19 protein-coding genes, 1 tRNA gene and 1 riboswitch are annotated in these 17718 nt (G+C 63.7%); of the genes, 16 read left to right on the plus strand and 4 right to left on the minus strand.

The window, feature by feature from the left end; all coding sequences use genetic code 11:
- Window positions 1-96 precede the first annotated feature (96 nt).
- From mce to A9K65_RS17885, 6 genes are all read left to right on the plus strand, one after another.
- The gene (mce, locus tag A9K65_RS17860; RefSeq protein WP_063168232.1) at window positions 97-501 is read left to right on the plus strand and encodes a methylmalonyl-CoA epimerase; all 405 of its coding nucleotides are present in this window, start codon (window positions 97-99) and stop codon (window positions 499-501) included.
- Entirely contained in the window at window positions 498-782 is a 285-nt protein-coding gene (locus A9K65_RS17865; protein WP_064993749.1) for a DUF1467 family protein, read from the plus strand. Before mce ends, A9K65_RS17865 begins: the two co-directional genes overlap by 4 nt.
- Before the next feature lie 633 nt (window positions 783-1415).
- A complete protein-coding gene (proS, locus tag A9K65_RS17870; protein ID WP_064993748.1) occupies window positions 1416-2744 on the plus strand; it encodes a proline--tRNA ligase in 1329 nt (442 codons plus the stop codon).
- Window positions 2741-4027 (plus strand): lipoprotein-releasing ABC transporter permease subunit, encoded by a 1287-nt coding sequence (locus A9K65_RS17875; RefSeq protein ID WP_013531108.1) that lies wholly within the window; start codon window positions 2741-2743, stop codon window positions 4025-4027. Before proS ends, A9K65_RS17875 begins: the two co-directional genes overlap by 4 nt.
- Complete coding sequence (locus A9K65_RS17880) at window positions 4024-4707, plus strand: ABC transporter ATP-binding protein (protein WP_027160544.1); 684 nt, start codon at window positions 4024-4026, stop codon at window positions 4705-4707. The genes A9K65_RS17875 and A9K65_RS17880 overlap by 4 nt, the downstream gene beginning before the upstream one ends.
- Window positions 4708-5226: 519 nt before the next feature.
- Window positions 5227-6477: a peptidase M50 gene (locus A9K65_RS17885; RefSeq protein WP_064993747.1), complete on the plus strand. Its 1251-nt coding sequence runs from the start codon at window positions 5227-5229 to the stop codon at window positions 6475-6477.
- A gap of 20 nt (window positions 6478-6497) precedes the next feature.
- On the opposite strand, the gene lipB is transcribed toward A9K65_RS17885, so the two are convergent.
- Window positions 6498-7241, minus strand: a complete 744-nt coding sequence (lipB, locus tag A9K65_RS17890) for a lipoyl(octanoyl) transferase LipB (RefSeq protein WP_064994040.1) — start codon at window positions 7239-7241, stop codon at window positions 6498-6500.
- 234 nt (window positions 7242-7475) lie between these two features.
- Here lipB and A9K65_RS17895 point away from each other — a divergent pair.
- The 3 genes from A9K65_RS17895 (at window position 7476) to A9K65_RS17905 (ending at window position 9713) form a co-directional block, all read left to right on the plus strand.
- Window positions 7476-7560, plus strand: a tRNA-Leu gene (locus A9K65_RS17895).
- Window positions 7561-7750: 190 nt separating this feature from the next.
- Entirely contained in the window at window positions 7751-9169 is a 1419-nt protein-coding gene (mgtE, locus tag A9K65_RS17900) for a magnesium transporter (RefSeq protein ID WP_013531112.1), read from the plus strand.
- 157 nt (window positions 9170-9326) lie between these two features.
- Window positions 9327-9713 (plus strand): MerR family DNA-binding transcriptional regulator, encoded by a 387-nt coding sequence (locus tag A9K65_RS17905; protein WP_013531113.1) that lies wholly within the window; start codon window positions 9327-9329, stop codon window positions 9711-9713.
- A gap of 87 nt (window positions 9714-9800) precedes the next feature.
- On the opposite strand, the gene A9K65_RS17910 is transcribed toward A9K65_RS17905, so the two are convergent.
- Entirely contained in the window at window positions 9801-10277 is a 477-nt protein-coding gene (locus A9K65_RS17910; protein ID WP_024501351.1) for an isoprenylcysteine carboxylmethyltransferase family protein, read from the minus strand.
- Window positions 10274-11272, minus strand: a complete 999-nt coding sequence (locus A9K65_RS17915) for a DUF1624 domain-containing protein (RefSeq protein ID WP_064993746.1) — start codon at window positions 11270-11272, stop codon at window positions 10274-10276. Before A9K65_RS17915 ends, A9K65_RS17910 begins: the two co-directional genes overlap by 4 nt.
- Before the next feature lie 223 nt (window positions 11273-11495).
- Here A9K65_RS17915 and A9K65_RS17920 point away from each other — a divergent pair, with 223 nt between their 5' ends.
- From A9K65_RS17920 to cobO, 5 genes are all read left to right on the plus strand, one after another.
- Window positions 11496-12695 (plus strand): MFS transporter, encoded by a 1200-nt coding sequence (locus A9K65_RS17920; protein ID WP_064993745.1) that lies wholly within the window; start codon window positions 11496-11498, stop codon window positions 12693-12695.
- A 65-nt stretch (window positions 12696-12760) separates the two neighbouring features.
- Window positions 12761-12957: riboswitch (cobalamin riboswitch) on the plus strand.
- A 35-nt stretch (window positions 12958-12992) separates the two neighbouring features.
- Entirely contained in the window at window positions 12993-13172 is a 180-nt protein-coding gene (locus A9K65_RS17925; RefSeq protein WP_013531117.1) for a CbtB domain-containing protein, read from the plus strand.
- Between the two features lie 18 nt (window positions 13173-13190).
- A complete protein-coding gene (locus tag A9K65_RS17930) occupies window positions 13191-13961 on the plus strand; it encodes a CbtA family protein (protein ID WP_064993744.1) in 771 nt (256 codons plus the stop codon).
- Window positions 13954-14469, plus strand: a complete 516-nt coding sequence (gene cobU, locus A9K65_RS17935; RefSeq protein ID WP_064993743.1) for a bifunctional adenosylcobinamide kinase/adenosylcobinamide-phosphate guanylyltransferase — start codon at window positions 13954-13956, stop codon at window positions 14467-14469. Before A9K65_RS17930 ends, cobU begins: the two co-directional genes overlap by 8 nt.
- Before the next feature lies 1 nt (window position 14470).
- Window positions 14471-15085 carry a cob(I)yrinic acid a,c-diamide adenosyltransferase gene (gene cobO / locus A9K65_RS17940; protein ID WP_013531120.1) on the plus strand — a complete coding sequence of 205 codons (615 nt, stop codon included), beginning with the start codon at window positions 14471-14473 and terminating at the stop codon, window positions 15083-15085.
- 36 nt (window positions 15086-15121) lie between these two features.
- Here the strand turns inward: cobO and cbiB are convergent, their stop codons facing one another.
- Window positions 15122-16093 carry an adenosylcobinamide-phosphate synthase CbiB gene (cbiB, locus tag A9K65_RS17945; RefSeq protein WP_064993742.1) on the minus strand — a complete coding sequence of 324 codons (972 nt, stop codon included), beginning with the start codon at window positions 16091-16093 and terminating at the stop codon, window positions 15122-15124.
- On the opposite strand from cbiB, the gene cobD reads away from it, so the two are divergent.
- On the plus strand, window positions 16092-17141 hold the full coding sequence (gene cobD / locus A9K65_RS17950; RefSeq protein ID WP_084015792.1) for a threonine-phosphate decarboxylase CobD: 1050 nt from the start codon (window positions 16092-16094) through the stop codon (window positions 17139-17141). The two genes, cbiB and cobD, sit on opposite strands and share 2 nt — an antisense overlap.
- The gene (locus tag A9K65_RS17955; protein WP_063172408.1) at window positions 17138-17647 is read left to right on the plus strand and encodes a tyrosine phosphatase family protein; all 510 of its coding nucleotides are present in this window, start codon (window positions 17138-17140) and stop codon (window positions 17645-17647) included. The genes cobD and A9K65_RS17955 overlap by 4 nt, the downstream gene beginning before the upstream one ends.
- Window positions 17648-17718 lie beyond the last annotated feature (71 nt).

Here is a 17718-nt window from a genome sequence, read left to right on the forward strand (position 1 = left end):
TAAGGGAGTAGGGCAGTAGGGATTTCGATACGAAGCAGGTCAGCTTTTCCCCTATTGCCATACTGCCCTATTGCCATACTGCCCTGAGGAAAACCTATGCTCGGACGTCTGAACCATGTCGCGCTTGCCGTGCCGGATCTGGCTGCTGCCGTAGCGGCCTACCGCAACACGCTCGGCGCGGAGGTGACGGCGCCGCAGGCGCTGCCGGAGCACGGGGTGACGGTGGTGTTCGTCAATGTCGGCAACACCAAGGTCGAACTTCTGGAGCCTTTGGGCGAGGGATCGCCGATCGCCGCCTTCCTGGAGAAGAACCCCTCCGGCGGCATGCATCACCTTTGCTATGAGGTCGACGACATCCTGGCCGCGCGCGATCAGCTCAAGGCCGCCGGCGCCCGCGTGCTGGGCGACGGCAATCCGAAGATCGGCGCGCACGGCAAGCCGGTGCTGTTCCTGCATCCGAAGGATTTCTTCGGCACGCTGATCGAACTGGAGCAATCATGAGCTGGGTTTCGTTCACCGCCCTGTTTTTCGCGACCTGGTGGGTGGTGCTGTTCGCCGTGCTGCCGTTCAGCGTGAAGACGCAGGACGACGATCACGACGTGACGCTCGGCACGGTTCCGAGCGCGCCGCGTGGGCCTCACATGCTGCGCGCCGTGATCCGCACCACCATCGCCACCGCGATCCTGATGGGCATTTTCTATGGCCTGACGCATGGGCTGGGATACAGCCTCAACGACATCCCGCACATCGTGCCGGAATTCAGCCAGACGCCGGCTAAATAGACTGTCCAGCGACGGCGTTTTCATATGTCGGAACCGGGCGGGTTTCGGCGGGGAACGTCGTGCCGTTTTGCGGCCTGACGAGCGCTGACGCTGGGTAAGGTGGTTTGGCAACGCGTTGCGCTAAGCAGATGATTGCACAAAAAAAATGCAAGGCACGAGGCCTTGCAATTTAAACGCGTCCGATCTGTTTCCGGTTTCCGGCGGCAGCGAGTAACCGCGCCTAGATCGCATCCTCCCAAGACTTTGACCGCGTAGGAGAGCAGATTTTTTTCTGCCCTCTCGGTTATCGAGGTACATTAGCCTAAGGCGAATGAAAATGTCACGAAGAATTTTGCCTTGAAACGGGCATTCTCGTGCTGCACTGCACAATAGTGTGGCAGGCGTTGCTTGGCGAACGATCACCAAGACGCGCACAGTGACCGGGAGGCCTTGCAGCGCCATGGGTCTTCTGGACGGGCGAACGGCGGTGCGACGCTTCTGATCCCGGCTACCCATGTTTTTTGGAAATCGATTCCGCTTTTCGGGCCGAAGCGTCCGGGTTCCCATTCCGCCTTGAAATGGCTATGAAGCCGGGTCAAGCAAGCCAAAGTCGCGCCGATTCTGACGCGGCCCTCCTCACTCACGGACCTGTCCATGCGTTTGTCGCGCTATTTCCTGCCGATCCTCAAAGAAAATCCGCGCGAGGCCGAGATCGTCTCGCACCGGCTGATGCTGCGCGCCGGCATGATCCGCCAGCAGGGGCAGGGCAGTTTCTCGTGGCTGCCGCTCGGCAAGCGGGTGCTGGACAAGGTCTGCCGCATCATCCGCGAGGAGCAGGATCGCGCCGGTGCGCTGGAAATCCTGATGCCGACCATCCAGTCGGCCGATCTGTGGCGCGAAAGCGGCCGCTATGACGACTACGGCAAGGAGATGCTGCGCATCAAGGACCGGCAGGACCGCGACATGCTCTACGGCCCGACCAATGAGGAAGTGGTCACCGAGATCGTCCGCGCCTATGTGAAGTCCTACAAGGACCTGCCGCTCAATCTCTACCACATCCAGTGGAAGTTCCGCGACGAAGTGCGGCCGCGCTTCGGCGTCATGCGGTCGCGCGAGTTCCTGATGAAGGACGCCTATTCCTTCGATCTCGACTTCGAAGGCGCCAAGGCGGCCTACAACAGGATGTTCGTGTCCTATCTCCGGACTTTTACGCGCATGGGGCTGCAGGCTATACCGATGCGGGCCGACACCGGGCCGATCGGCGGCGATCTCAGCCATGAATTCATCATCCTGGCCGACACCGGCGAGAGCCAGGTCTACTGCCACCGCGACTATCTTGCGCTCGATGTGCCCGGCGCCAACACCGATTTTGCCAACGACGCCGAGATCGCCGACATCGTCAAAACATGGACGACGCCCTACGCCGCCACCGACGAGATGCATGACGAGGCGGCGTGGGAGAAGATCGGCGAGAGCGACAAGGTTTCGGCGCGCGGCATCGAGGTCGGCCACATCTTCCATTTCGGCGACAAATATTCCAAGCCCATGGGCGCCAAGGTGACCGGACCCGACGGCAAGGATCATTTCGTCTCCGGCGGCTCCTACGGCATCGGTCCGTCGCGGCTGGTCGCGGCGATCATCGAAGCCAGCCATGACGACAACGGCATCATCTGGCCGGAGGCGGTGGCGCCGTTCGACATCGGACTGATCAACATGAAGGCGGGCGACGCCGAGTGCGACGGCGTCTGCGACGAACTGCATGCCGCTTTCGTCGCCGCCGGCAAGGACGTGCTCTACGACGACACCGACCAGCGGCCCGGCGGCAAGTTCGCCACCGCCGACCTGATAGGCCTTCCCTGGCAAGTGATCGTCGGACCGCGCGGTGTCGCCGCCGGCGAGATCGAGATCAAGAACCGCAAGACCGGCGAGCGCGAGACGCTGCCTATCGCGGACGCGAAGAAGCGCTTCGGTGTCGCCGCATGAGCGAGGCGGTGGCGGCAAGATCGGTCGGCGCCGGACCCTTTTCCATCTTCGAGCGCATGGTCGCCTGGCGCTATCTGCGTTCGCGGCGCAAGGAGACGGTGATCTCGGTGATCGCCTCGATCTCGTTCCTCGGCATCATGCTGGGCGTCGCCACGCTGATCGTGGTCATGGCGGTGATGAACGGTTTCAGGGCGGAGCTTTTGACGCGCATCCTCGGCGTCAACGGCCACCTGATCGTGCAGCCGCTCGATTCGCCGCTGGAGGACTATGCGCAGGTCGCCAGCCGCATCAACGGTGTAGCAGGCGTCAAATACGCCATCCCGCTGATCGATGGCCAGGTGCTTGCGCAAGGCAATGTCGGCGGCGGAACCGGAGCGCTGGTTCGCGGCATACGCGGCGAGGATCTGAGCAAGATCGCCATCGTTGCCAGCAACATCAAGCAGGGTTCGATCGCCGATTTCGATTCTGGCGAGGGCGTTGCCATCGGCAAGCGCATGGCTGAGAATCTCGGCCTGACGCTTGGCGATACCATCACCTTGATTTCGCCCGACGGCGACGTGACGCCGATCGGCACCACGCCGCGCATGAAGGGCTACAAGATCGCGGCGATCTTCGAAGTCGGCATGTCCGAATATGACACGTCCATCGTCTACATGCCGTTTTCCGAAGCGCAGCTTTATTTCAACATGGACGGGCGGGCGCAAACGATCGAGATTTATGTCGACAATCCAGACGATGTCGATGCGCTGAAACCGAAAGTGGAGGCGGCGGCGCAGCGGCCGATCGACATGGTCGATTGGCGCCAGCGCAACGAGACCTTCTTCTCCGCGTTGCAGGTCGAACGCAACGTCATGTTCATGATCCTGACGCTGATCGTGCTGGTGGCGGCGCTGAACATCATCTCCGGCCTGATCATGCTGGTGAAGGACAAGGGCCACGACATCGCCATCCTGCGCACCATGGGGGCGTCGCGCGGCGCCATCCTGCGCATCTTCCTGATGACGGGTGCGGCGATCGGCGTGACCGGCACGCTTGCCGGTGTGCTGCTCGGCGTACTGATCTGCACCAACATCGAATCGATCCGCCAGTTCTTCTCGTGGATGACCGGTAAGGTGCTGTTCAATCCTGAACTCTATTTCCTCAGCCAGTTGCCGGCGAAGATGGATCCGCGCGAGACGACCTATGTCGTCCTGATGGCGCTCGGCCTGTCCTTCCTGGCAACGGTGTTTCCGGCATGGCGCGCCGCGCGTCTCGATCCGGTCGAAGCCTTGAGGTACGAATAGTGGCCGAGGTCATTATCGAGCTGAAGAGCGTCGAGCGGCACTACGTCCAGGGACCGCGAAAGCTCACCATTCTCAATGGTGCGGACTTCTCGCTGAAGCGCGGCGAGATGGTGGCGCTGGTGGCGCCGTCTGGCACCGGCAAGTCGACGCTGCTGCACACCGCCGGCCTGCTGGAGCGTCCCGACGCCGGCGACGTCATCCTGGCCGGCCGCGCCTGCGGGCGGCTGTCCGACGACGAGCGCACGGCGATCCGCCGCAACGATGTCGGCTTCGTCTACCAGTTCCATCACCTGCTGCCGGAATTCTCGGCGCTGGAAAACATCATGATGCCGCAGCTCATCAAGGGGCTCAGCCGCAAGGACGCGGCCGAGCGCGCGGCGCAGCTGCTCGATTACATGCAGATCGGCAAACGCGCGGCGCACCGGCCGTCCGAGCTCTCCGGCGGCGAACAGCAGCGCGTCGCCATTGCGCGTGCGGTCGCCAATGCGCCGCTGGTACTGCTGGCGGACGAGCCGACCGGCAATCTCGACCCGGTCACCGCGTCCTATGTGTTCGAGGCGCTGGCGGCGCTGGTCAAGCAATCGGGCCTCGCGGCGCTGATCGCCACCCACAATCACGAACTGGCATCGCGCATGGACCGGCGCGTCACCTTGGCCGACGGCAAAGTGGTGCCGCTCTAGGGCACGGCGATACTGGGGGGAGGCCGGCCTGCGAAAGGCGGCTTCCTGCGCTTCCCGTTCTACCCCGTCGCGGTAGAACGGTGCTCACGTACCCAAAAGTACGCTCCGCTCCGGTTCTCGAAATCCACCATTCTCGGCTCGGCCTGACCCCAGTCTCGTCGTGCCCTGGTCGGCGCTGGGCAACCGTCGTTCGCCCGTCAACCTTTTCTTAACCCTGCCGATCTGATCGCCCGGAAATTCGGACACGGCCGGATTGTGTCCGTTGACTTTGAAACAAAATTAGAACAAAATACGAACATATCAACAACAGGAGAGAGTTATGACCGATCTGGTTCAGGATGTCATCTCACTGGTTTGCATGAGCACCTTTCTCGTCTCCATGGCGATCTGGATTGGAGCCATGTGATTTGGCGGCGTTCGCCGCCGTGGGTCCCATGCGGTCGAAGACCGCTCCGCCGTTAAGCTTTTCTTGCCGCAGCGACGTTAGAGTGCCCCGGCAAGACAGGGAGCAACGTCCAGGTGTCGCCCATCGTCACGGCCATTCTGGTGGCCAGCAATCTCGGGCTGATCTTTCTGTTGATGACGGTGCCGCTTGGTTTGCGCACGGTCCGGCTGACCCGTCTGGTGGCGATGGATCGGCAGCGCCTCTGGCAGGCGCTGTGGCCGCTCGGCAGCGATGCCGGCTGGTCCGGTGAGATCCTGTCCGCCGAGGCCCCGGACGGCGAGGGCGTGGCCCGCATCACGCTGTCCTGGGAAGGTCGCGACGGCAAGCCGATCGAACGCAAGTCGCGGTTTGAAGACGTCGTCGAAGGCAGCCGCTTCTCGATGCGTGTCATCGAGGATACGGCACTCGACGCTTCGTTCTGGAAGGACTTTCGCGAAACCGCCGAACTCGTTTCGGAAGGCAACAGCACGCGGGTGACGCTCAGCCAGACCGATCGCTATCGTGGCGTTGCCTTCCTGGTGTTCCGCTATTTCGCCCTGCGCCGCGAACTCTCCAAGCTGCAGCGCTGGGCGCGGACCGGAAAGTATCGCAAGGGCGGCTGGTTCGAGCATCCGCTCAGCCAGGTCGGCTTTGCCGGGCTTTCGGCGCTGATCCTGTGGCCATTCTTCGGCCTTCACTTCGGCGGTTTGGCACTGGCCGCGATCCTCACATCGGTGGTCGCCCTGCATGAGCTTGGCCATATGGCGGCGTTCCGGCTGATGGGCCACAACCGGGCGCGGATGATCTTCATTCCGCTGCTCGGCGGCATCGCCATTGGCGGGCGGCCCTATGACAGCCGTTTCGAAGTGGCTTTCGTGGCATTGATGGGCGCCGGCTTTTCCGCCTTCCTGGTGCCGATCGCCATCGCCGCAAGCACCTTTGCCGGCACGGAAGGTCACCGGCTGGCGGCGGCCCTGCTGGCGACGCTGGCGGGTTTCGCCGCACTGTTCAACATCGCCAATCTGGTGCCGGTGTGGAAGTTCGACGGCGGCCAGGTGCTGCGCCAGATCTGTCCGGGACCGGTCGCGCTGGCGCTGGCTTCCTTCTTCCTGCTCTCGGCTTTCCTGGCCGTGGGTTGGCAGGCCGGCTTTTCCGCCACCTTCCTGCTCGCGACGGGAGCGGTGTTTTCGCTCCTCAGCCTGCTGACGATGAGCAGTGGGGTGAAGCCGCGTCACGAGCTGAAGCCGATCCGCACCATCGACCGGCTGGCCATGGCGGCGGCGTTGCTGGCGGTGTTCGCCATCCATGGCTATGGCGTGTTGTGGGCCTCTGCCCAACTGATTTGAGCCGTACCGGATCCGGAAGATCAGCCGGCTTTGCGCTCGGCTTCGACAGGCAACGCCGTGGCGGGACCGAACACATCCTCGAAGGCGGATTTCAACGCCAGGTCAAGATCGGCCATGGTCAGGGGAAGGCCTAGGTCGACGAGGCTGGTGACGCCGTGGTCCTGCACGCCGCAAGGCACGATGCCGCTGAAATGTTCGAGATCGGGCTCGACATTGATGGCGATGCCGTGAAAACTTACCCAGCGCCGCAGCCGGATGCCTATGGCCGCGATCTTGTCCTCCGCCGGCGAGCCGTCCGGCAGAGCAGGGCGATCCGGCCGCACGACCCAGACGCCGACCCGGTCCTCGCGGCGCTCGCCCCGCACATTGAAAGCGGCAAGCGTGCCGACGATCCACTGTTCGAGCGCCGCGACGAAGGCGCGGACATCCTCGCGCCGCCGCTTCAGGTCGAGCATGACGTAAGCGACCCGCTGGCCCGGCCCATGATAGGTGTATTCGCCGCCGCGTCCGGCCGCGAAGACCGGGAAGCGGCTGCCGTCGATCAGATCCTCGCCACGGGCGCTGGTGCCGGCCGTGTAGAGCGGCGGGTGTTCGACCAACCAGACCATTTCGCCGGCAGCGCCGCTGCGGATCGCCTCGGCGCGCGCCTCCATGAAGGCAAGTGCCTCGGGATAGGCGGTAAGGCCGGGCTCGATCAGCCATTCGACCGGTGCCGAGCCGGGAAGCGGCAGGAACGACGTGGCGATCTGGCTGCGTTCGGTCATGGCGTATCGTCTTTTCGTTTGTCCATGGCGCGCCCAAAAACGCCTCGCACCTTTGGGCGACATCAACTTGCCTTCCATATGGCGATATCAGGCGCAAACGTCCAGTTCCGGCGCTGCGTTCGGGCCCTGTGGAGCATTATGCCAATCGCCTGACATTATTGCTTGCCGTGCACTTGTTTCACCGGAAACGATTTGCTACACGCCGCGAGCCGGTCGGTTCCGGCTCTACCACGTGCGGTCGTGGCGGAATTGGTAGACGCGCAGCGTTGAGGTCGCTGTGGGGCAACCCGTGGAAGTTCGAGTCTTCTCGACCGCACCATTCTCTTCCCAGAATCCGATTTGTGCCGGTCTCGCCCGCTGCGGGCGGGACGCATTTCGTTGATATTCCCGCACTTTACGCCACTTTCTTTTTGAGCGTCGGATTCTCCCAAAACCGGTTTCCCCTTTTGGGTCCGATGCTCTAGACCTGATTTGCACCTTTTCCGGGATTCTTGTGGCGGGAGGCGCTGGTGGAAGGCGAGCACGAACGGACGACCGGCGCCGGGGCCGCCGAGGACAACCACGCCGACATCTATGGCGAGGACGGCGCCGTGCTTTCGTCCTTCCTGGCGCGGATCGGCGCGGCGATCGCCGACCGCGACACGCTGACCCTCAAGCATGAAGTCGACGACCTGCACCAGTCGGAGCTCGGCGACCTGCTCGAGGCGCTGCATCCCGAACAGCGCCGCGCGCTGGTCGAACTCCTGGGCGCCGATTTCGACTTCTCCTCGCTGACGGAGGTCGACGAGGCGATCCGTATGGAGATCGTCGACAATCTGCCCAATGCGCAGATCGCGCAGGCGGTGCAGGAGCTCGATTCCGACGACGCCGTCTACATTCTCGAGGATCTCGACCAGGAAGACCAGGACGAGATCCTGTCCCAACTGCCGTTCACCGAGCGGATCAGGCTGCGCCGATCGCTCGATTATCCCGAAGAGACGGCCGGCCGCCGCATGCAGACCGAGTTCGTCGCGGTTCCGCCGTTCTGGACGATCGGCCAGACCATCGACTACATGCGCGAGGACAACAATCTTCCCGAGCGCTTCAGCCAGATCTTCGTCATCGATCCGAGCTTCAAGCTGCTCGGCGCCATCGACCTCGACCAGATCCTGCGCACCAAGCGTTCGGTCAAGGTCGAGGAGGTGATGCACGAGACGCGGCACGCCATTCCGGCCACCATGGACCAGGAAGAGGCGGCGCGGGAATTCGAGCAGTACGATCTTTTGTCGGCCGCGGTCGTCGACGAGAACGAACGGCTGGTTGGCGTTCTGACCATCGACGATGTCGTCGACGTCATCCAGCAGGAGGCCGAGGAAGATCTGATGCGCATGGGCGGCGTCGGCGACGAAGAGCTTTCCGACAGCATCTTTTCGACCTCGCGCTCACGCGTTCCGTGGCTGCTGATCAACCTTCTGACCGCGTTCCTGGCGGCGTCGGTGATCAGCCTGTTCGACCGCACGATCGAACACATCGTGGCACTGGCGGTGCTGATGCCGATCGTCGCGGGCATGGGCGGCAATGCCGGCTCGCAAACCATGACCGTCACCGTGCGGGCGTTGGCGACCAGGGATCTCGACATCTACAATGCCGGCCGCATCATTCGCCGCGAGATGGGTGTCGGCTTCATCAACGGCATCGTCTTCGCCATCCTGATCGGCATCGTCGCGGCAGCCTGGTTCCGTGATCCCAATCTGGGCGGGATCATCGCGGCGGCGATGATCATCAACATGTTCGTGGCCGCCCTGGCCGGCATCCTGATCCCGCTGCTGCTCGATCGTTTCAAGGTCGATCCGGCGGTCGCTTCGGCGGTCTTCGTCACCACGGTTACCGACGTCGTCGGTTTCTTTGCATTTCTCGGCATTGCCACGTGGTGGTTCGGCGTGCCCTGAAGGCACGCCTTTTGGCTCAATTGACTTTTACGTAAATGCCGTGCGAGGCTCGCGCGGGGCGCCATGTCGATTCCGGCATGGCATGGGTTTTGGTTCGGGACAGAAGGGTGACGCCGGCATGGCGATCGCCCCGGTGTTTCGGCGTGTGGGAGTGGCAATGCGAGAATATTATTCGATCACCGAGTTGACCCGCGAGTTCGACGTGTCGACGCGGACGCTGCGCTTTTACGAGGACGAAGGGCTGGTGCAGCCGGTGCGGCGCGGCCGCACGCGGCTGTTTCGCCCCTCCGACCGGCAGCTCATTCGCCAGATCATGCGCGGCAAAAGGCTTGGCTTCTCGATCAACGAGATTCGCGAAATCATCCAGATGTACAAGGAGCCGCCCGGCGAAGTCGGCCAGCTCAACCTGATGATCAAGCGCATCGAGGAAAAGCGCGAGGATCTCCGGCAGAAACGCCGCGACCTCGAGGAGACGCTGGCTGAACTCGACCAGGCCGAGGAGTCTTGTGTGGAGCGGCTGGTGGAGCTTGGCGTGAATACGTAGGCAGAGAGTTTGAGGGACAGCGCCCCCTCTCTCCTGCCGGACATCTCCCCCACGAGGGGGGGGGAGATTGGCCGCTTGAAAGCCAGCTCAAATCCAGCGGCGCACGCGTTTGGCGTAGTCGCGGTATTTCTTGCCGAATTTTGCTGCCAGCACCTTTTCCTCGCCTTCGATCGCCACCTTCTGCGTGGCATAGGCGGCGATGAACGCCAGTGGCAGGAACCACACGATGCCCGAGACAAAGGCGACGCCGATCAACAGCAGCGTGTTGGCCAGATACATCGGATTGCGGGTGACGCCGAAGGGACCCGTGGTGACCAGGTGATCGGGTACAGCGTTGGGGTTGAGCGTGGTCTTGGCCCGGATCATGGTGCGGATCGCGGTGAACCAGAGTGCGGCGACGGCAAACAGCGCCACCCAGCCGGCCGCGAACAGGATATCGCCCAGCAGGTCGCCGATCCAGGGCAGGGGATAGAGCAGGCCCAGTGCGATGCTGACGGCGATGGCGGCGATGTAGATCAGCGGCGGCCACGGTATGAGCCCCGGCTTCGGTTGGTTCTCGGTCATTCGGCCCCTCCCTCCATCAACTTGCTGTCGGTCTTGGCGGTGCACATGCCGGCGAGATCGGACAAATGCGCTTTCCACTCCGCAGTCTGATCGTTGTTGTAGAGCCTATCAAGCGTGGACTCGCCCTCGAGCGTATCGAGCATGCAGACACAGTAGCTCGTACAGAACTCGGTGTCGCGCGACTGCTCGCAGGACAGCTGACAGGTTTTGAGGAAATTCACCTGCGGGGTTTCGACCTGCGCCGGCATGATTTGCGAGAACAGCCAGACGCAGCCGATCAGCAGCGGCTGGTGGATCAAATAGAAAGCCAGGCTGTGCCGGCCGATGAAGACCAGCGGGTTGGCCAAGCGACCGAGCGCCAGATTGGCAAGCCTGGCAAGCAGGCCGGCACCTGCGGCGAGTTTTGTCACCGCGATGCCCGCAAGTACGGCGCCGAACCACGGAAACAGCGGAACGTAGTCGTTGGAGCGCGGATTGGTCGCCGACAGGCCGACCCACCACAGCCATGGGTGATCGAAGGCCTCGAAGCGCAGATAGACGGGGGCGGCGATAACGAGCGCGGCGACGACAAGCGTCAGCAGCGCCGGCAGGCGCAGGAAGGCGAGACCGAGCAGGCTGGCCAGCGCGATCTCGTGCAAGATGCCGAAGAAGATGAAGCCGTCCGGAGTGGCTATGCGGGTAACGACCGAAATCGCGATCGCGGCTCCGGCGACCATGGCGAACCGCTTCCAGAAGCCGTTCCAGCGGATTTGTCGACCGTGGGCGAGATACAGGCTGACGCCGACCAGGAACAGGAAGGTCGAGGCGATGCAGCGCGCGTAAATCTTCCACCAGCCGAAGGCGGTCAGGCCGGGATCGGTGTAGCCGAAGAACTCCAGATCCCAGGTGAAATGGTAGCTTGCCATGGCGATCAGCGCGATGCCGCGCACGATGTCGATGGCGACGATGCGCTTTGGTCGATCCTGAACGGGCGCGGTCGGCGTTTGGATGCTCATGGTCTCGCATTCTGATTCAGCCCCGCTGGAGGACTATCACGGTTGCCCAGGACAAAAGAAGACCGGCAACCCTGCCGATAACGCCGGATCAGCCGCGGCATTGGGCCAGTGCCGGAAAGCCTTTGGCCGGCTTCGCTTTTGCCGGATGCACGTCGGTTTCCTCTTATTGGCGCTGAGGTCGCCACGGCAGATTTGACCCGGTGAATCTGCTTCGGGGAAAGCAATGTCCACCCATGTGCGCCATCCGATCTGGCTACCGGCCCTCAAGGCCGCGGACGCGCGCACCTTCGCTTCGCTCTATGCGGTCGAATCCTTCGCCCGCGCCACGGTGTCGAGCGTCATCCCGATCCAGGCTTACGAGATCCTGCACAACGAGCAGATCGTCTCGATCCTCTACACCGTCGTGGCGATGCTCGGCCTGTCGGTGACATTGTTCATGCCGATGCTGATCCGCCGTTTCGCCCGGCGCTGGGTCTACACGGCGGGCGCCTGCCTGCTGGCCATCGGCTCGCTGTTCTTCGTCACCGACACGCTTGCCGGGCAACTGGCCGGCATGCTGTGCCGGGTGATGGGCGCCAGCGCGCTGTCGATCACGCTCAACCTCTACATCATGGACCACATCCGCAAGACCGACTTCATGCAGGCCGAATCGCTGCGCATGGCGTGGTCGATGCTGGCCTGGACCGGTGGGCCGACGCTCGGCATCTTCCTCTACACGCGCTTCGGCGTCTATGCCGCGCATGGCGCGGTGGCCGTGTTCGCGTTAGCCCTGCTGGCATTGTTCTGGACCTACCGGCTCGGCGACAACCCGTCGATCCGTCCCGGCAAGACGCGACCAGCCAATCCGCTCGCCAATATCGGCCGCTTCATCGCCCAGCCCAGGCTCAGGCTGGCCTGGCTGATCGCGTTTGGGCGCTCCTGTTTCTGGACGACGTTCTTCGTCTATGGGCCGCTGTTCATGGTCATTACGGGTGAGGGCAAGCTGGCCGGCGGCCTGCTGGTTTCGGCCGGCAACGCGCTTTTGTTCATGGCGATTTTCTGGGGCAAGGCGGGAAAGCGCTTTGGCGGCCGCAGGACCATGACATTTGCCTATTTCGCCATGTCGGCCGCGCTTCTGGCGGCGGGCTTCGTCGGCGAAACCGTGCCGCTGCTCACCGGCGCCTTCCTGCTCTGCGGTGCCTTCTTCACCATTGCACTCGACGCGCTCGGCTCGACCGCCTTCATGCGCTCGGTGCGCTCCTATGAAAGATCGCAGATGGCGGCGGTCTATCGCACCTATCTCGACTTTTCCGAGCTGACGCCGCCGCTGGTCTATTCGGTGGTGCTGGCCTTCTTCGGCCTGGGCTCGGTGTTCGTCACGCTTGGCCTGCTGGCGGCGGTCTGCGGCTTCGTGACGTGGCGCTATCTGCCGAAATCGCTTTGACCTTCATGGCGCATTCGCAACGGTCGCCGGCGGAATTTGGTTTGCCGGACGCGAGGATTCTGCCTATAGTCGCCGGTGTCGCCGGTTCCATTTTGGAGCCAAGAGGGAATGCGGTAAGGGCGGATTTCGCCCAATGCCGTGGCTGCCCCCGCAACTGTGTGCGGTAGTCCTCTCCATATGCCACTGAAGATTTTTCTTCGGGAAGGTGGGGAAGGACGCTGATCCGTGAGCCAGGAGACCTGCCGGCGACAGGAAACTGACTTCGATGCCCTCGGGTGGAGGGCGAAAGGACAAGACATGACTACCGCTTCCGTCTCCCTCGGCGCTTCCGTCTCCTCGCAGTCGCGCTTCATGCAGCTTGCGCTCGCCGCGCTGCTCGGCATTTTCGTGATGGGCTTTGTCGGCTTCTCGCATATCGATGCGGTCCACAATGCGGCTCACGACTATCGCCATTCGATGGCGTTTCCCTGCCACTGACGAGGGGCTGACGACATCATGAACCTGTTTCGCAACGTCGTGTTCATCGCGGCGATCGCAGGGCTCGTGGCCGGCGTCGTTCTCGCCTGCATGCAGGCCTATGCGACCGTGCCGCTGATCCTGAAGGCGGAAGTCTACGAACAGGCGGGCGGCGGGCATCACCATGACCATGCCGCTCCGGCAGCAACGGATAGCAATGCCATGAGCACAGCCGCTCCGGCCCCTGCCGAAGCGACTGCTGCGGCGGAAGACGAGGGCTGGGCGCCGGCAGACGGTTTCGAGCGTTTCGCCTTCAGCGTGCTTGCCAACATCGTCACCGGCATCGGCTTCGGATTGATCCTGGTCGCGGTTTCCGAATTCGCCGGCGGTATCGGTGGTTGGCGCCAGGGCGTGTTCTGGGGCTTGGCCGGCTTTGCCGTGTTCACGCTGGCGCCGGGCCTCGGCCTGCCGCCGGAACTGCCGGCCATGCCGGCCGCCGATCTCACCCAGCGCCAGATCTGGTGGTGGGCAACGGTGGCGGCAACCGCTGCCGGTCTCGGCCTGATCGCGTTCCGCAAGTCGCTGCCGCTGGCGATCCTTGCCGTCCTTTTGATCGTCGCACCGCATGTTGTCGGGGCACCGCAGCCCGACAGTTACGAGACGGCGATTCCGGAAGGGCTGCATCACCAGTTCGTGGTGGCGGTGACCGTGACCAATCTGGTGTTCTGGCTGGTGCTCGGCGCGGTTGTCGGCGTGGTGCGCCGCCGCTTCACCGGCACCGCGACCAGCCTGCGCGACAGCTTTGCCTGATCGCAAGACACTGACCTTCCTGATCGGCGGTGCGCGCTCCGGCAAGAGCGCACACGCCGAAATTTTGGCGACCGCCTTGCCGCCGCCCTGGACCTATATCGCCACGGCGCAAGCCTATGATGACGAGATGCGTGAGCGCATCGCGTTGCACCGGTCGCGGCGCGGCGAAGGCTGGACGACCATCGACGCACCGCTCGATCTCGCCGGCGCGCTTGCCGCCTTGCCGGACGATCGGCCGGTGCTTGTCGACTGCCTGACGCTGTGGCTGACCAACCATATGCTGGCCGAACACGATTTCGAGCTGGAATGCCGGCGATTGGCGGACGTGCTGTCGCGGCCGCGCGGACCCTGGTTCTTGGTGTCCAATGAAGTCGGACAAGGCATCGTGCCGGACAATGCACTGGCGCGCCGCTTTCGCGATGCCGCCGGCCGGCTCAACCAGCAGGTCGCGGCGACTGCCGATACGGTGCTGCTGATGGTGGCGGGGCTGCCGCTCAAGGTGAAATGATATGACCGATATCGACAATAAGGACGAAGAGCGCCACCGCGCCAAGATGGCCAAGCGCAAGGCGGTGCAGGATGCCGAGGTGGCGAGCAAGACGGTCGAGAAGGGGTTGCTGATCGTCAACACCGGCCCGGGCAAAGGCAAGACCACGGCCGCCTTCGGGCTGGCGCTGCGGATGCTCGGCTACGGCAAGCGCGTCGGTGTCGTCCAGTTCATCAAGGGCAAGTGGCACACCGGCGAGAAGGACGCCTTCGCCGCCTTCGGCGACCGTGTCGTGTGGCACGCGATGGGCGAGGGGTTCACCTGGGAAACCCAGGATCTGAAGCGCGACATCGCTGCCGCCGAAGCCGCCTGGGCCAAGGTGCTCGAACTGATGGCCGATCCGTCGATCAGCCTGCTGGTGCTCGACGAATTGAACATTGCGCTGCGCTACGACTATCTCGATCTCGACAGAGTGGTTGGCGCGCTAAAAGCGCGGCGCGAGGGCCTGCATGTCGTTGTCACCGGCCGCAACGCCAAGCCGGCGCTGGTCGAGGCCGCAGACCTCGTCACCGAAATGAGCGTGACCAAGCATCATTTTTCCGCCGGCGTGAAAGCGCAGCAGGGGATCGAGTTCTGAGTGTTCCTCAACCTCCCCAGACGGGGGAGGGTGAGGTTAGGTCACAACGATGACAACGACCGAAACCAACCCGAACAGAGCGATCAGCAGATAGTCGGCGACGCGATAGAGTTTCAGCGCCCGCCTGATGTCGAGGCTGTCGGCTTCACGCCGCCCACCTTCGCCCATGAAGACGTCGTCGACCAGCACGCCGCCATAGAAGCGCGGGCCGGCGAGCGCCAGGCCGAGCGCACCGGCCATCGCCGCTTCCGGCCAGCCGGCATTGGGCGAGCGGTGTTTTTTCGCGTCGCGCCGCACCGCATGCCAGGCTTTTTTCACATCAGCGCCTTTGACGAAGAACGCCGCCAGCACGATCAGAAGCGCCGTCAGCCGCGACGCCGGCAGGTTGATCCAATCGTCAAAGCGCGCCGCCGCCCAGCCGAACGCCTCGTGGCGCGGGGTGCGGTGGCCGATCATCGAATCGGCGGTGTTGGCGGCCTTGTAGGCGGCGCCGCCGGCCAAGCCGCCGACGCCGGTCCAGAAGGCAGGGGCGACGATGCCGTCGGAAAAATTCTCGGCCAGGCTCTCGATCGCCGCGCGGCAGACACCGGCCCGGTCGAGCGTTTCAGGGTCGCGACCGACGATCCGCGAAACGGCAAGGCGGGCCAAGGCGATGCCGCCGGTGTCGAGGGCGTCAGCCACCGCCTCGACATGCTCATAGAGGCTCTTCTGCGACAGCAGCGACGTTGCCAGAAGGGCCGTGATGACCAAGCCCATGGGAACGAACCAGAACAGGATCTGTACGCCCAGGCCGACTATCGCCGGCACCAGCACGATGACCAGCAGCGCCTGGACACCGCGCTTGCGACGCAGCGCGTCGGGATCAGTGGCGCGGTTGAGCCTGCGGTCGAGAAAGGATATCAGCCTGCCGAACCACGTCACCGGATGGCCGATGGCGCGAAACAGCCAGTCGGGGTAACCGAGGGCGAATTCGACGACCAATGACAGGAAAGCGATCAGGACTGACATGAAGCTTCTTAATGGGGCGGTTGTGGACCATGGTGGAAGTCTTGGCCGCGCGAGGGTGCTTTTCCCCAACGCCCTGCTGCCTTTCGTCGACCTCTCGACCGGTATCAATCCGCACTCCTACCCGCTTTTCGACCTGCCCGCCACCTCGCTGTCGCGGTTGCCGGAAGCCGCGCGCACACGCGACCTGACAGAGATCGCGGCCAGTACTTACGGCGCGCCGTCGCCAGCCAACGTCGTGGCGGCGCCGGGCACACAGATCCTGTTGCCGCGCGTTGCGTCGCTCATTTCGCCCGGCAAGGCGTTGGTGCTGGGTCCGACCTACGCCGAACATGCCCGCGCTGCCGCGATCGCCGGGCACCAGGCGGCGGAGGTCGATAATTTCGAAGCGTTGGCTGACGCCGACCTCGTCATCATCGTCAATCCGAACAATCCGGATGGACGTGTCATAGAGCGCGACCGGTTGCTGGCTCTGGCCGCCGGATTGCGCGCCAAGGGCGGACTGCTGGTCGTCGACGAGGCGTTCATGGATGTCGGCCCGCGTCAGCACAGCGTCGCGGGCGATGTCGGTCGGGGCGGCCTCGTCGTGCTGCGCTCGTTCGGCAAGTTCTTTGGCCTGGCCGGGCTGCGGCTCGGCTTTGCACTTTCCGATACTGCGACGGTCGACCGGCTGGATACGCAGTTCGGACCATGGGCCGTCGCCGGCCCGGCGCTGGAATATGGCATCCGCGCGCTTGCCGACATCGGGTGGCAGGACGTGATGCGGGCGTCGTTGGCCGGTGAATCGGCGCGTCTCGATGCGCTTTTCGGCCGCTTCGGCGTTCCTGTTGCGGGCGGAACCACACTGTATCGTTTCCTCAGTCTGACCAATGCCGCCGATTTGTTTGCAGCGCTCGGCGAGCGCGGCATCCTGCTTCGCCATTTTGCCGACCGGCCTGACGTTCTGCGCGCCGGCCTGCCGGGCAGTGAGGAGGAATGGCAGCGGCTCGAATCCGCACTTGCCGAATGGGCGTCGCGGCGCAAGCATCAATCGAAGGGTTCCAAACAATGATCCATGTCTGCTCGCTGGCAAAGATCGAGGAAACGGTGGCCAGGACCGGCGCCGACCGCATGCTTTCGCTGCTCGCCGCCGGAACGGAGGTGGTGCGGCCGGCCTCGATCTCGAGGGAAAACCACCTGCATCTGGTCATGCACGACATCGCGGTGGCGCAGGACGGCATGACCATGCCGGGCGAAGACCATGTCCGCAATCTGCTCGATTTCGCGCGCCGGTGGGACCGGGCAAGGCCGATGCTCGTGCATTGCTATGCCGGCATCAGCCGCTCGACGGCTTCGGCCTTTATCATCGCGGCAGCACTGGCGCCGAAGCGTGACGAGGCCGAATTGGCGCGGACGCTGCGGGCGCTGTCGCCTTCGGCAACGCCCAATCCGCGACTGATCGCCGTGGCCGATGCGTTGCTTGAGCGCAACGGCCGCATGGTCGAGGCGATCGAATCGATCGGGCGCGGCGCGGACGCCTTTGAAGGCACGCCCTTTGCGCTGAGGATCGACAGCTAGCTTTGCCCCCATATCGTTGTTCGTCTGATCCGCCTCCTCCATCGCCTCGTTTGTTCAAGAGGACCTGGAAT

Origin of the sequence: Mesorhizobium sp. WSM1497, assembly GCF_001672455.2 — a bacterium.
Taxonomy (GTDB): Bacteria; Pseudomonadota; Alphaproteobacteria; order Rhizobiales; family Rhizobiaceae; genus Mesorhizobium; species Mesorhizobium ciceri.

Bases quoted from the DNA above. Each gene is read 5' to 3' on its own strand.
- mce (WP_063168232.1), top strand. From the start codon at position 97: ATGCTCGGACGTCTGAACCATGTCGCGCTTGCCGTGCCGGATCTGGCT.
- A9K65_RS17930 (WP_064993744.1), top strand. From the start codon at position 13,191: ATGAACCTGTTTCGCAACGTCGTGTTCATCGCGGCGATCGCAGGGCTC.
- A9K65_RS17875 (WP_013531108.1), top strand. From the start codon at position 2,741: ATGAGCGAGGCGGTGGCGGCAAGATCGGTCGGCGCCGGACCCTTTTCC.
- cbiB (WP_064993742.1), bottom strand. From the start codon at position 16,093: ATGTCAGTCCTGATCGCTTTCCTGTCATTGGTCGTCGAATTCGCCCTC.
- A9K65_RS17920 (WP_064993745.1), top strand. From the start codon at position 11,496: ATGTCCACCCATGTGCGCCATCCGATCTGGCTACCGGCCCTCAAGGCC.
- cobD (WP_084015792.1), top strand. From the start codon at position 16,092: ATGAAGCTTCTTAATGGGGCGGTTGTGGACCATGGTGGAAGTCTTGGC.
- A9K65_RS17905 (WP_013531113.1), top strand. From the start codon at position 9,327: ATGCGAGAATATTATTCGATCACCGAGTTGACCCGCGAGTTCGACGTG.
- A9K65_RS17910 (WP_024501351.1), bottom strand. From the start codon at position 10,277: ATGACCGAGAACCAACCGAAGCCGGGGCTCATACCGTGGCCGCCGCTG.
- A9K65_RS17915 (WP_064993746.1), bottom strand. From the start codon at position 11,272: ATGAGCATCCAAACGCCGACCGCGCCCGTTCAGGATCGACCAAAGCGC.
- A9K65_RS17955 (WP_063172408.1), top strand. From the start codon at position 17,138: ATGATCCATGTCTGCTCGCTGGCAAAGATCGAGGAAACGGTGGCCAGG.
- proS (WP_064993748.1), top strand. From the start codon at position 1,416: ATGCGTTTGTCGCGCTATTTCCTGCCGATCCTCAAAGAAAATCCGCGC.
- A9K65_RS17865 (WP_064993749.1), top strand. From the start codon at position 498: ATGAGCTGGGTTTCGTTCACCGCCCTGTTTTTCGCGACCTGGTGGGTG.
- cobO (WP_013531120.1), top strand. From the start codon at position 14,471: ATGACCGATATCGACAATAAGGACGAAGAGCGCCACCGCGCCAAGATG.
- lipB (WP_064994040.1), bottom strand. From the start codon at position 7,241: ATGACCGAACGCAGCCAGATCGCCACGTCGTTCCTGCCGCTTCCCGGC.
- A9K65_RS17925 (WP_013531117.1), top strand. From the start codon at position 12,993: ATGACTACCGCTTCCGTCTCCCTCGGCGCTTCCGTCTCCTCGCAGTCG.